The sequence below is a fragment of the Pseudomonas sp. B3G-3 genome (assembly GCF_028640915.1).
Classification (GTDB): domain Bacteria; phylum Pseudomonadota; class Gammaproteobacteria; order Pseudomonadales; family Pseudomonadaceae; genus Aquipseudomonas; species Aquipseudomonas chlororaphis_I.
Window position 1 is genome coordinate 63504 of record NZ_JAQZAB010000108.1, and the last position, 12254, is coordinate 75757.

Annotated in this window: 11 protein-coding genes and 1 pseudogene; 1 reads left to right on the plus strand and 11 read right to left on the minus strand. The window is 61.4% G+C overall.

Annotated elements, in window-relative coordinates; translation table 11 throughout:
* Positions 1–7 precede the first annotated feature (7 nt).
* From PVZ80_RS17550 to PVZ80_RS17585, 7 genes and pseudogenes are all read right to left on the minus strand, one after another.
* Positions 8–838: a polysaccharide deacetylase family protein gene (locus PVZ80_RS17550; RefSeq protein ID WP_273864287.1), complete on the minus strand. Its 831-nt coding sequence runs from the start codon at positions 836–838 to the stop codon at positions 8–10.
* A complete protein-coding gene (locus PVZ80_RS17555; protein WP_273864288.1) occupies positions 835–2259 on the minus strand; it encodes an APC family permease in 1425 nt (474 codons plus the stop codon). The genes PVZ80_RS17550 and PVZ80_RS17555 overlap by 4 nt, the downstream gene beginning before the upstream one ends.
* Positions 2260–2270: 11 nt before the next feature.
* Positions 2271–2381 (minus strand): annotated as a pseudogene (locus tag PVZ80_RS34025) (agmatinase); the annotation flags it as partial.
* Positions 2382–3024: 643 nt separating this feature from the next.
* On the minus strand, positions 3025–3774 hold the full coding sequence (locus tag PVZ80_RS17570; RefSeq protein WP_273864290.1) for a TIGR03747 family integrating conjugative element membrane protein: 750 nt from the start codon (positions 3772–3774) through the stop codon (positions 3025–3027).
* Positions 3771–5939 (minus strand): type IV conjugative transfer system coupling protein TraD, encoded by a 2169-nt coding sequence (gene traD / locus PVZ80_RS17575; protein WP_273864291.1) that lies wholly within the window; start codon positions 5937–5939, stop codon positions 3771–3773. The genes PVZ80_RS17570 and traD overlap by 4 nt, the downstream gene beginning before the upstream one ends.
* A gap of 1 nt (position 5940) precedes the next feature.
* Positions 5941–6465, minus strand: a complete 525-nt coding sequence (locus PVZ80_RS17580) for an integrating conjugative element protein (RefSeq protein ID WP_435307291.1) — start codon at positions 6463–6465, stop codon at positions 5941–5943.
* 2 nt (positions 6466–6467) lie between these two features.
* Complete coding sequence (locus PVZ80_RS17585; protein WP_435307282.1) at positions 6468–7049, minus strand: lytic transglycosylase domain-containing protein; 582 nt, start codon at positions 7047–7049, stop codon at positions 6468–6470.
* Between the two features lie 240 nt (positions 7050–7289).
* Between PVZ80_RS17585 and PVZ80_RS17590 the strand changes: the two genes are divergently transcribed.
* On the plus strand, positions 7290–8138 hold the full coding sequence (locus tag PVZ80_RS17590) for a DUF2268 domain-containing putative Zn-dependent protease (protein WP_273864293.1): 849 nt from the start codon (positions 7290–7292) through the stop codon (positions 8136–8138).
* 29 nt (positions 8139–8167) lie between these two features.
* Here the strand turns inward: PVZ80_RS17590 and PVZ80_RS17595 are convergent, their stop codons facing one another.
* The 4 genes from PVZ80_RS17595 to PVZ80_RS17610 form a co-directional block, all read right to left on the minus strand.
* Positions 8168–8911, minus strand: a complete 744-nt coding sequence (locus tag PVZ80_RS17595) for a TIGR03759 family integrating conjugative element protein (RefSeq protein ID WP_273864294.1) — start codon at positions 8909–8911, stop codon at positions 8168–8170.
* A complete protein-coding gene (locus PVZ80_RS17600) occupies positions 8908–9561 on the minus strand; it encodes a hypothetical protein (RefSeq protein ID WP_273864295.1) in 654 nt (217 codons plus the stop codon). The genes PVZ80_RS17595 and PVZ80_RS17600 overlap by 4 nt, the downstream gene beginning before the upstream one ends.
* Entirely contained in the window at positions 9558–10076 is a 519-nt protein-coding gene (pilL2, locus tag PVZ80_RS17605; protein ID WP_435307283.1) for a PFGI-1 class ICE element type IV pilus protein PilL2, read from the minus strand. Before pilL2 ends, PVZ80_RS17600 begins: the two co-directional genes overlap by 4 nt.
* A 222-nt stretch (positions 10077–10298) precedes the next feature.
* The coding region (locus PVZ80_RS17610) for a TonB-dependent receptor (RefSeq protein ID WP_273864296.1) at positions 10299–12254 on the minus strand (1956 nt) is incomplete at its 5' end.

Here is a 12254-nt window from a genome sequence, read left to right on the forward strand (position 1 = left end):
CTACCTCTTAGTAAGGATAAACCGGCAGATCCAGGGCACCTGCTCGTAGTCTGTCGTACACGTCATCAGGTGTGCACCACCAGGCATCGTCGTTCTGCTTGATGTATTGGATAAGCCGCTCGAGCATGAGCAGCCTCGACGGTCTGCCAATCAGCTGTGGGTGCATGGTGAGCATGAAGTGGCCGCCATAGGCTCGCATGCCTTCGACCTCTGCCATCCACAGATTTAAGACCTTGTCAGGGGACTCAATTACGCTACCTACAGCCGGCATAGCGGAATAAGCGAACTGCTCCCAATCGTCCAATGCCCAGCTGACAGGTAGTTCAAGAAGCTGGCCGGGATCACCACCCACCATGTATGGGCGGTCGTCGCCCATCAGGCTACTGTCACTCTTGAAGCCGAGCTCTACCAAAGCAGTGATGACATCGGGAGTAATCTCCCAGACTGGGGCGCGATAGTGGTGTACCTCTCGCCCGATGGTGCGCTCAAGCACTGCTTTACTGTCCTTCAGAGTCTGAAAGTTCTGCTCGGGGGTTTGCTCGTCGACTCGCTCATGGAAATAGCCATGGCAGCCGATGCTGTGTCCCGCATCGGCAATGTCCCGGACCACATTCGGATCCATGTCGGCGACCAAGGCTGGGATGTAGAACTGCGCCTGAATATCGTAGCGAGCCAACAGTTCGAGGATCCGGGGGACCGCCACTCGACGGCAATATGCGCCCATTGAAAGCAAGGTGAGCCGGCGACCTTCAAGACTGGAGGGCTCCCAAGCCGTTTCCGCATCAAGGTCAAAACTAAGGGTAACAGCGAAGCGCTTTTGTTCAGGCCACATGATCATGATGAGACAACCCTCTGCACGGGCACCTTGCGGCGCTTTCGGTTGTGGACGAGCAGGACTGCGCCACTGGCGATGATTACTGCGCCGCAGTACCAGACGTGGTAGAGATAGGCCGGATCTGCAGGTTGAGCCCCCGCTGTGTATGCGATGTAGGCCAAAGTCAACAGGGCTAGTGCAGGCAGGCAAGACATGGCAATAGCCTTACCGAGCTGCTGCTCGCGGAAGACGGCGGAAATAAAGCACAGCAGCATGGTGCCGTAGGAGATCATCATGGTGATCGACACAACGTCGTAGTACCACTGCAGCTCGCTTACTGGCTTGGCCCAGATCATTGCCAGCCCGCAGAACGTACCGATAATAGTGAGGCGCGCTGGCACCTTCCGTGGATTGAGCTTTTCCAGTGCCGAAGGGAGCTCACCTTCACGACTCATGCGATAGCCTGCCCGCACACCGGAATTCAGCGAGATGTTCAAACCGTTGCATGCGGAAGTGATGATAACCATCGTCGGCAGCCACTGCAGCCAGGATGGCAGGTAGAGCTTCGCGATGCTGCCAATGGCTTGGGCGCTATCGGCAAACATCCCTGCGAGCGTGCCTGCAGGTACAGCCATCTTCCAGCCGATGGTCGCGATCGAATAGATCACGAGCATTGCCGTTAGTGTTAGCAGGAAGGAGCGCTGAATGGTACGGACCGGCGTTTTCGCCTCCTCGATGAAATTGATGGACGAGTCGAACATTGCAAGCATCCACATGCCGAACAACATGCCGGGGCCGATCGCCGTCCAGAAGCTATCGAGCGATGTCGGCAAATAGGAGCTGAGGACGCCTGAAGTAGGGACTTTTGGTTGAATGATTCCAGCAAGACCCAAGCCCAGTAGCACGGCCAACTCAAGAGCGAGAAAACAGATCGCAACCTTGGCTGTCGCTGCCACACCACGCAGGTTTAGGACCATGAACACGAGAATGAGCGTGGTAGCTATGAGCTGTCCGGTATAGGGGGGGCCGTCCAGGCCCAGCAAGCTTCGCGCATACTGAGCCCCCACCAGAGCGCACATCGCTGTGACGCTGAAGCACATGATCACGTACGTCCACCCGAGGATCGTGGCGGCCCCTGGCGAGAGGTAACGTTTGCTAAACACGAACACGCCACCCGCGGCGGGCGCTCGCCTCACCAAGTAGATAAGGCTGAAGGCAATCACCATCATCGGGAAAAAGTACGCTGCCAGGATCGACAGTGGAGCCAGTTCTCCGGAGAGGGTATAGAGCAGGGGCATAGAGGATACGCCCACCCACGCCGGGCCATTGAACGCTAACGTGTTAGCACAGACATTCAGGGTGCTTAGTCGTCCTTTGGACAGGGTGGTGTCGACTTCGCTTACTTCGCCCTGCCGGTCATAACCAATGAAGTCGCTGAAGCTCATGATGGCTTCTCCTAGACTTGGCTACGACTAGCCAAAGCATCTGCAGGTATGCAGAGCAGCTCAAACATCGCCGTCGCACCAACAAGCGCAGTGGCGCCATCCCACGGGACGTCAACCAGGTCGATACGGATCTGCGAGGGATCTTCAAATGCAGGTAACTGCATGAAGGTGGGAATGCCTGCACAACGAGGCACCGGAGTCGCTTCAATGGGATGAGGTCTTTTGTAGCGCATAGCAAATCTCCACGCCGAACCGCTAAGGCCGACTTATTGTTTTTGTCGTACTGGAGTGAATGAGGGCAGCACAGCCGCACTCTGAAGCTGCGGCTAGATTGCAAATCTTGCAGGACGTGATGGCATATATAGGAACCTTTTTATTGTTTTTATACTTTCGGGAACCAGAGTATGAGCAGCAGGCGATTGAATACATCGCCAATCACGAAAGCCAGCTTTTCAAAAGTGGCAAGCGTCTAGGGCGCGTGCTGTTGTTGCACGGATACAGCCGTCGATACGGGAGGTTCGGTTGATGAGTGAGACTAACTGGCGGCGGCGCAAGTACCGCACCACAAACTGGCAGGCATATAGCACGGTATTGAAATCCCGAAGCAACCTGACCATCAGGCAGAGGGAAGAGTTTCAGACAAATCCGTCGCCAAAGATGGCTGCTCCGGATGTTTGACGATGAAGGTCAAAGCTTCTAGCTTATTCTCTCGATAGAAACTCCTAATGCATTGATTTATAAAGATAAATAAGCGACGTGTCGCACCTAGAGATACTTCTTAAAACTGGCTGCTGCGATGTTCATGGCAAGGCCCAGCAACAACGCGCAGGGCAGTAGCACCAGCAGCGGATGCACGCTGATCGGCAGGGCTAGATAGACCACCCACGGCAACGCGGTCAGCGGCATCAAACTGGCTCTGGCGCGATGGTAGATAAATCCGGACTCGCGTCCTGCGCTGAAACGCCGCAGATCGCGCCGTACCAGGCCATCCACCAGGCCGACGAACAGGGCCAGCAAAAACAGCGGCAGGCTCAGACATAGCACCAGCAGCCGAACCAGAAACACCAGCACCGTGTAGGCAGCAGCGATCAGGTATTGCTCCATATGCACGTAGACCACGCCCAGGTAGTAGCGAAAGTCGTGTGCTGTCCGAGAAGCACCCGCGCTGGCCCGCCGCGCGGCACCTTGAATGTCTCCGATCAGACCGGTATTGACGAATATCCACTGGTAGGCCTCGTCGACAAGTGCCTGGGCAGTACGCCCTGGCTCTTGCACCACTGCACTGCGGGTGAACTCCGCAGACAGCTGCGCAAGTTCGTACTGGAGCATATCGCGTGCGTGGTGCCAGCCTTGCTCAGGCCAGAACAGGGCCATGCATACGCACTCGACCAGAATGCTCAGCATCAGCGCGCCCACCAGCACGCCGAAAATACGAAATGGCAAGGTGATGATGCTCGCGATCAGTCCCTGTTGCTGAACTTGCTGGCGCTGTGCGGTAGAGGCCGGCTCGCTCATATACGAGGCTCATCAACGTTGTCTGAGGCGTCCGGGTGCGTGAAGTCATCCAGCAAATCTTCAGGCAAGCCGCTGGCCTGCAAATCGGGGATACCTTGGCTTTCCCACCAGTCACCGGCGCTCTCGGTGTAGCGTTGGCGCATGCTCGCAGCCATGGCCTGCAAGTCTTTGGGCATGACTTCATCCGGGTCCGGAGCTGGTAGCGGCATGCGGATCTTCCACAGGTTCCCACCTTCGATGAGTGCGAAGCACTGACCTTTTGGCAACGCGACAACGTGCGCAGGCTCGATCAGTGGAACACTCGTGCTGTTGATGCGGTCCTGAGTGTTGGAGGTGAAGGCAGTATTGCCGCGAGGGTCGGAACTGTCGGTGGTTCCGCTCATAAGCGAGGTGGCATGGACTTCCACTCTGGATAGCTGCTTTGTCAGCAGCTCGGCAGTCGCGGTCTCTCGCACACGGAGCATGAACAGGTTGTTGAAGTTGCCCACCACTTGGCCAGCTTTGGCGCGGTTCCCGATGCGCGCCTCGATGTCGCTCAGCGTCTGTGTGTAAGCGGTGACCTGAATGCCCGCACCACCGCCCTTGTTGATGAGCGGAATGAACTCGTCGCCCATCAGTTCGTTGAACTCGTCGGCATGCAGGTTGATCGGCACCTTGGCGCCGGCCGTGCTACCTGGGAGACCATCGTCGATGCCGAATTTGTAGATGTGCCCGGCAACGGAGACCAGGTCGGAGAACATCGAGTTACCCACCGCCGCCGCGACCTCTGCATCCGATAGCGCATCGAGGCCAACGTAGACGACCGCACGTTTACGGATGATCTGCATCCAATCGAAGATTGGACGCGGGTCGTCGAGGTCCGAGTAGTTCGGCGCCAGCAGCTGCGCAGTCTTCCCAGTGGTGAGCTTTTCCAGGAGTGGCAGTAACGACGCAACAATCTTGTCAAAGTAGGTGCGGTCATACCGTACTGCGCTTCGCAGACCGTCCAGCACCGGATCGTAGACCCGGACCTGACTCAGGTACTGCTCGAGCGCCACCACGCGTTTCTCACGGCCCATCATGTGCCGGGGAACGTTCTTGTCGTTGATCTTGGATTCCAGCTGCACAATCACGTCCCAGGCCTTGGCATCGCTCTTGGCGAAGTACTGGGCGGCGTACTCGATGAACAGCGCATCGATGTTGACCACATGCCGCTGGATCAGCAGGTAGTCCGGACGCTGGCCCAGCTCAACCAGGGCGCGGGCGATGATGTTGACGAAGCGCCAGGCAAACTCTTTGAATGCGGCGCTGTTGCCTTCGCTGGAGAGCTGGCCTGCGATGCGCGTTGCAACCTCGGAGATTCGCCCGAACCGACCCACGGCGTTGTAGCGTGCACTGATGTCCGGCCAACCGAGGTGAAACACATAGAACTCGCCCTCGCGGCCGGCACGCCTGGCCTCGACGTACATCCGCTTCAAGAGGTCGGCATCGCCTTTGGGATCAAAGACGATGACCACCTCGTGCTGCCCGCCGATCTTGCGGCGGATATCCTGGGTGATCAGCAGTTCCGCCAGGCGGGTCTTGCCCACCCGGGTGGTGCCCAGCACCAGTGAATGGCCCACACGTTCGCCCAGCGGGAGGGTCACGTCGAGTTCATTCGGCTCGATGCCGTGCAGCCGTGGCAGGCCACCCACCGGCGGCAGCGGTCGTACCGGGTTGAGCGGGCTATCCCAGGCCAGTCCGCGGGCCAGTCGCGACAGTGGAAACGGTGCGAACTCCAGGCGTTCTTCCAGATGTCGGGCGAGGCGGTAGCTGCGGGTCGGCTCGACGTACCGCCGAAACTCGGGGCGGTAGGTCTGCATCAGCCTATGCGTATGGCGCTGGTCCCAGCGAAAGCCACGGCCAAGGAATAAGCGATTCTGGCTGACCGGCACCTCACGGCTGGTCATGGTGTAGCGGGGGAGACGGCGGACGTTTCGGCGATAGCGCAGGATCTGCCAAGCCTGTTGCAGGCGTATCGCCCCGAACATCAGAAAGCACACCGCAGCGGCGAGCCCCAGGACGGGGTTGAGCGCCAGGGACCAAGGTGCGAACACGCACAGAAAGGCGGCGCAGGCGCAGACGGCGACGGAGTACAACTCGACCGCAGGACGCAGCAGGACCTCGACTGCATACGCCTGCGCCATGTCACTGCTCGATACCGCTGGTGGTGATCAGCACCGGGTAGTGATCCAGGCCCAGCCGCTGTGCCAGATCGTCGGCGGCCACCGGCGCCAGTTCCAGGCCCGGAGCGAGCGCACGCAGAGACTGCATGGCAGCGGCGGTCTCGACGTTCACCACGAGCCCTACGGCGCGCAACTGCTGCAACGTGACCAGGCGCTGGGCCAGCCACCCGCGCGATCGATCATCGTCACCAATCAAAAACAGTGGGGTGAGCCCAGGTGCCTGGATGTTGCGCTGGGCGACCACACCTGGTGTCAGGCCGGGCGTGCGCACCGGCAGCATATCGGCCTCGCTGTATCCGCGCGGAGGAGAAGTGCCTCGGGCAGGCGGGCGCGAGTCTTCCTGCGGGGCGAGCGCTTCGTAATATGGTAAGGCGGAGCTGCCGCCGCGGTCTTCGACCACGATCAGGGGCGAGGCAGATTGCTGAGCGGCAGCGGGGGAGAGCCAAGTGGCCAGACTCAATGCCACGCAGCAAGGGAAGGATTTCAGTTTCATGGTGAGGCCTTCAGGGAGGCCAGCGTCAGGTCGGGCGCCAGAACACGGGTCAGGTGGCGCTGTACGTCACGCCGGTAGCGTGCAGCGGGCGCACCACCAGCGGGTCGGTGGTAGCGGCCGATGGCATGGATCCAGTCTTCGCCCGGGGTGTGCTGTTCGCTGAGGATGGTTGCCGCCAGCGTGAGGTTGCGGTAGGGGTCGAGCAAGTCACAGGGCGCCACACCCCGATGGGCCTGATGCCCGACATTGATCTGGCCCAACCCGACATCGATCCGCTTGGCCGAGGTCCGGCGCAAGGCCTCGGTCAGCCCCGTGCAAGCTGCCTGGCGCGTCCGGTAGCGCAGCGACGTGCCCGCCACGTTGAGTGTCCAGGGCCACGGGCGCAGTTGCCCCCGAATTCGGGCGCCACTCTCCTGCAACGCGACGGCATACAGCACCGTCGATGGAACAGATGCGGCGTGGGCGGCGAGCTGGTAGGCCGGTGGCGGGATCTCTGCCGCAGTGCCTGACGTTGTCCAGCATGCCAGGCCTGCGGCGACCCCCATCAGGAGGAACAGGCGATTCAGCGAGGCGGCCATGGGAGAATGACCTGGCTGCCAGCTTGAGCAATCGAGATAGGCATGGGCAGGCTCCATGGTGAAAAGGAGCCCTACTTTTGCAATTCGACGCTCGGTGGGCAGCAAACAAAGGGATATGGTGTGCTATCGGATTTCTGGGGTGTAGGTAATACTGTGCATATCAATTAGCGAAGCCATGGCGCGTATCCGCACCCCAGCTCTTCTGCATACTCCGGTATGGCATATTTCGACAGGAGTCCCATGAAAGCGCTGAAATCCTGGTTGTGGCCGTTGCTTTTGCTGCCTGGTGTGGTCTGCGCCAGCGAAAATATTGATTTTCACTATGCCAATGCCCAGGTGCTGGCGGCCACCGACCCGACCGGTGCCAACGAAGCCTGGTTCGCGCGTTGCGCTGCCGGAGGACAGTTTGCCGATCTCGCCCCTGGTTACGCACCGGATCCACGATTGACCCGGGAACATCGAGAAGCCGCCGAAAAAGCGTTCGACCGGCAGAACTTCGAACGCATTGCGCAGACGACCTACGATCGTGTGATTGGCGATCTGCCGCAAACCCGACTGACGTTGTGTGTGGACTTCACGTCTCCCGACAACAACTTCGTCCGCGACAAGATGAAAGGCGTGATGGCGCTGACCGCCGGTAGCGGGAAGGTCCTCATCAAGCTGCACCCGCAGGCGGACTGGGCCACGTTTTTGCCCTATGTGTTGGCGCACGAACTACACCACAGCTACTGGGCGCAACATCACTACGACCCGAAGGCAGCGTTCACCCTGGGCGATTACCTGATCTTCGAGGGGCGTGCCGACTACTACGCCGCGCAGGTCTTCGGTCAGCACCCGGCCCCCTGGATCGACGCGCTCGACGATGTCCAGTACGCCGCGGCGACTAAGACGTTCCGCGCGCAACTGGCCGATACCTCACCTCAAGTGCTGATGGGGGCGATGTTCGGCAATCCCCAAGCGGGAATTCCGCTATGGGCGGGCTATACCGTTGGCTACCGTTGGGTGGCTGGCCGCCTCAATGGGCTGAGCCGCCACGATTGGGCTGCGATCACCGCGATACCTGCGAGGGACTTCGTTCCCGCTGAATGAGCACGATGGCGATGGGAGGGGAGCCGTCATTACTCTCGCTGCCAGCCCACCTCGGTCTCGCGCACCACGGCAGGCAGCTCGCCAGCTACCCCGAGCGACAGCCAGCGGCCTGCATCATGATTGAGGGTGATCGCGCGGCTACGCACTTTTTCTGGTTCGATACCGACCCGTGCCGCCCAACTGCGTATGCGCATATCCTCCTGGCGACTGCCGACCATGTACACGTCAAACGGTGTGCCTGCGGCCTGCAGATCGCGGGCACGCGCGTCACACGGGGCGCAGCCGTCTTTGACGAACAGCGCCAGGCGCCCACTTCCCGCTACCGCGCGAGCGCCGGGCAGGTTCACCCGTGCGGTGTGGGGGAATGCGCGCTGCCAGGCTTCGTCATACGCCCGCTGGTACGACAGGAGTTTTTCTGTGCGCCGCGCCTCGGCCTGGACCTGCAACGCCGCCAGGCGGCGGCGCTCTTCGTCGCTGCGGGCCTCGATGCCGAGTGCTGTCAGAGGATCAAGATTTGGGGAATAGGTGCCCAACGGCCCCTGCATCAATTGGCGATAGCGCGTCCAGTCTTCAGGGCTGAGCCCCCAGTCGCGCGCCAGGCGCAGGTCGGGGGTAGTCTCGGCACTCGGCTGTAGCTGGCTGCGTGCCGTATCGGCCTCCCGGGGCATAGTTGACTGGGGAGGCGCCGCCACCACGGCGACAGGAAGTGCCAGGCCCGCCGTGATGAGCAGAACCCTGGCCCGGTGGCCGAGCGAAAAAGTCCGGCAATTCATGGCATCACCAACTGCAGGGCCTTGCCGTCGACGCGGAAGGTCGCCTGCGCCGAGCCAATGGCCTCAAGCGTCCAACTGCTCTCAGACTCCCCAACCCTCAGTAGACGGATCTGGCTCAGAGAGGTGGCGCTCCGAGGTGCGACTGCCAGAAACCGCTCACCACCGCGCAACTCGACCCCCATCACCTGAAAGGGAGGTTGCGGCACTTTGGGCGCCCTGGCGGCGATAGGCTTCGTGCGTGGTACAGGTGCACCCGCCTTTCCCGGAGGCGGAGTCGCTTCCAGCTTTGCCACACGGCCCTGCAAGGCCAATAGGGATTGCTCCGTCGATGGATCAGCACGCGACGCCTCCATCGATGCCTCGATCAGCGCCAGCCGCGCCTCCAGTTCCGTACGAACCATTGCCAGCGCCTCCGGCGCTACGGGCGCTGCCACCTGCTTGTTGGCCGCGATCTGCTGCTCGGCTTGGCCCAGCTTGGCGGCCAGGGCGTCGAGCTGACCCGCCTGCGGCGATAGAACCGGAGGCGCGCCCAGGCGCATCACATCGAGCATGACGACCACCAGGCCGGTGCTGAGCGCCAGCAGCCACACCGCTGTGACGATACGCAACCAGGGCGCACGACGCGCCTCTGAAGGTGAGAGAGGGGTCATGGCGCTGCTCCAGCGTGGACGGATGCTATGGCTCCCGGTGCCCGCGCAAAGCATACCTGGCGCGCGGCCTCATCCAGGCTCAATTGCCAGGCCGGCCCGGCCAGGGTTTGCAGGGCATCGCGCAAGGTCTGCGGGCCCAGACGCAAGTGCGCCGCCGGCAGCGGCAAACCGTAAAGTGCCGCCGTCTCGTCGCTATGGCAGAGGCTGTAGCCCGTACGCTGCAACAGGTGCTCTACGCCATCGCCGACGGTGGCAGACAACTGGGCTGGCATCTTCACGTCGACCACCTGTTGAGACAGATCGAGTTGACCTGGCTCAGGCCGGAGCTCGACCAGTGTGTATCGGCCATAGCGAACCACCGGCACGAGGTGCTCGGTGGTGCCTGTGACCATGGGAACTGTAGGCACAGGGTCAGATGACAAGCGGCTTGTTCCTGACACGGTGCAGCCGGCCAGAATGGCGATCATGACCATGAACTGGAAAGCGCGCGGGATGGCGATTGAATATGACTGCATGTGACGGCCCCGCAAAACAAGATGGAGCTGCCACCTTCGTTGGGATGCTGTCAGGCTTCAGTAAACAATAGGAACGCGCCGTCCACCGGGTTTCACACAGCTGGCGCAGGACTGGTCAATACAGAGCTTTGGGGCTCTACACAATCGGCTAGGTCTTAGTGGCAGCCCGCGGATCGGGCTGGCGAAACCCCACGCAAACGGGTTTCGCCTTGAGGGGCCAGGTCAGAACGAATAGCTGGCTGTCATGATCGCCGCGCGAGCGTCGCCGTATTCGATGGCCGAGGAGCGTGTTGTCGAGCCGCTCTGCTGGCGCACCCGTTCCACGTAGTCCTTGTCGAACAGGTTGTTGACGTTCAGCTGCAGGTCGAGGTTGTGGTTGACCTTGTAGGCGAGCATGGCGTTGTGTACCCAGTAAGCGTCAAGCTTGGCGCGGGTGCTGGAGCTGACGTTGCGCTCGCTGACATAACGAGTGCCGTAACCCAGGGTCCAGCCGGCTGGCAGTTCATAGGTGGTCCACAGATTGAGCGAACGCGGTGGCGTGTTGCCCAGGGCCTGGCCCTTGCGCGCGATGCCCGAGGCGGTGTTTGCCGCGTTGAGGATTTCGCTGTGGAGGAAGGTGTAGTTGGCGAACACATCCCAATGCTCGTTGACATGCCCGGTGACGCCGATTTCCACACCCTGCACTCGTTGCTTGCCAGCCAGTTGGGTCGAACCGTCGGCCATGGTTTCCCGGGCGTTGCTCTTCTCTACGCGAAACAGCGCCCCGTCCAGTTCCAGGCGCTTGTCCAGCAATTCCCACTTGGTGCCCAGTTCCCAGGTTTCGTTCTTCTCCGGCGCCAGGTCCTGGTTGCCCTTGCTCAAGCCACCGCCGGTCGAGGCCAGGTTCTCGGCGGACGGGTTGAAGGAGTTGCCCCAGGCGGCATAGATGCGCCCGTTTTCGGTCGGTTTGAACACCAGGCCGGTGCGGGCGCTGGCCTTGTTCGTGTCCGAGACCAGGCTCTCGCTTTTCACATGGCTGGCCGAGTATTTGTCGACATCGCCCTTGATCTTGTCGTAGCGCAGGCCGAGGTTGAGGTCCCAGCGCTCGCTCAGGGCGATGGTATCGAACAGGTAGTACGCCTGGCCCTTGAGGGTGGTCTCGGTATAACCGCTGGTGGTCTTGTTGACCGGGCCGTTCCAGCGCCCGGGCGGGCTGCCCAGGGCATAGCCGTCGCGTGGATACAAGGCGGTGTTCAGGCCGTGGTTGTAGGTCTTCAGGTCGAGGGTTTCCCGGGACAGTTCCACGCCCGCCACCAGGTCGTGGCGCATGCCGGCGAACTCGAAGTCGCCGATCAGGTTGCTCTGGTTGATCCACATCTCGGTGGTGGCGTCGCGCCCGTAGGCCTGGGGCCCGGCCGGACGGTAGCGGCCCGCCGGCACGCCGCTGGTGTTGACATGGGACGCCGAGACGATGGTGTCGCGCGCGGTGCGGCTGTAGCGCGTGAGGTTCTGCAGGCGCAGGTGGTCGCTGAAGTCGTGCTCGAAATCGGCGGTGAAGGCGTTCTGTTCGATCTGCTCCTTGTCGAGGTTCTTCCAGCCGAAATAGGCATCGCGCTTGACCCCGGCCAGCTTCTTGCCGTCCAGCGCCGGTACGCCGTAGTCGGGCAGGTTGTCGTCGGTCTGGTGGAAGGCGCTGAGGGTCAGCCGGGTGGCGTCGCTGAACCCCAGGCGCAACGACGGCGCGATGCCCCAGCGCTCGCGGTCGATCTTGTCGCGGCCGGGCACATCGTTCTGATGGCCCATCAGGTTGATCCGCACCGCGCTGTCCTGGCCGACGCCTTCAAGGGGCTGGTTGCTGTCCAGCGTCAGGCGGTAGTAGTTATCGGTGCCGAGGCTACCGCCGAGGCGGGTGAACGCCTGGTTCTTCGGTTGCTTGCTGACCACGTTGATGCTGCCACCGGTGGTGCCGGCGCCGCCGAACACCGAGTTGGGGCCCTTGATCACCTCCACCTGCTCGACGTTGAAGGTGTCGGAACGGTTGGTCTGCGCGCTGTCGCGCAGGCCGTCGATCTGCATGTTGCTGTTGGCCGAGAAGCCGCGGATGTTGATGCTGTCCCCCGAGCCGCCACCGCCTTCGCCGGCGTTGAAGGTGATGCCGGACACGTTCGACAGCACCTGGCGCAGGCTCAGCGCCTGCTG

What these genes read in the sequence shown, in the direction of transcription:
- PVZ80_RS17585 (WP_435307282.1), bottom strand. Translation starts at nt 7,049, where the DNA reads ATGGCCGCCTCGCTGAATCGCCTGTTCCTCCTGATGGGGGTCGCCGCA.
- PVZ80_RS17570 (WP_273864290.1), bottom strand. Translation starts at nt 3,774, where the DNA reads ATGAGCGAGCCGGCCTCTACCGCACAGCGCCAGCAAGTTCAGCAACAG.
- PVZ80_RS17590 (WP_273864293.1), top strand. Translation starts at nt 7,290, where the DNA reads ATGAAAGCGCTGAAATCCTGGTTGTGGCCGTTGCTTTTGCTGCCTGGT.
- PVZ80_RS17600 (WP_273864295.1), bottom strand. Translation starts at nt 9,561, where the DNA reads ATGACCCCTCTCTCACCTTCAGAGGCGCGTCGTGCGCCCTGGTTGCGT.
- pilL2 (WP_435307283.1), bottom strand. Translation starts at nt 10,076, where the DNA reads ATGCAGTCATATTCAATCGCCATCCCGCGCGCTTTCCAGTTCATGGTC.
- traD (WP_273864291.1), bottom strand. Translation starts at nt 5,939, where the DNA reads ATGGCGCAGGCGTATGCAGTCGAGGTCCTGCTGCGTCCTGCGGTCGAG.
- PVZ80_RS17595 (WP_273864294.1), bottom strand. Translation starts at nt 8,911, where the DNA reads ATGAATTGCCGGACTTTTTCGCTCGGCCACCGGGCCAGGGTTCTGCTC.
- PVZ80_RS17555 (WP_273864288.1), bottom strand. Translation starts at nt 2,259, where the DNA reads ATGAGCTTCAGCGACTTCATTGGTTATGACCGGCAGGGCGAAGTAAGC.
- PVZ80_RS17550 (WP_273864287.1), bottom strand. Translation starts at nt 838, where the DNA reads ATGATCATGTGGCCTGAACAAAAGCGCTTCGCTGTTACCCTTAGTTTT.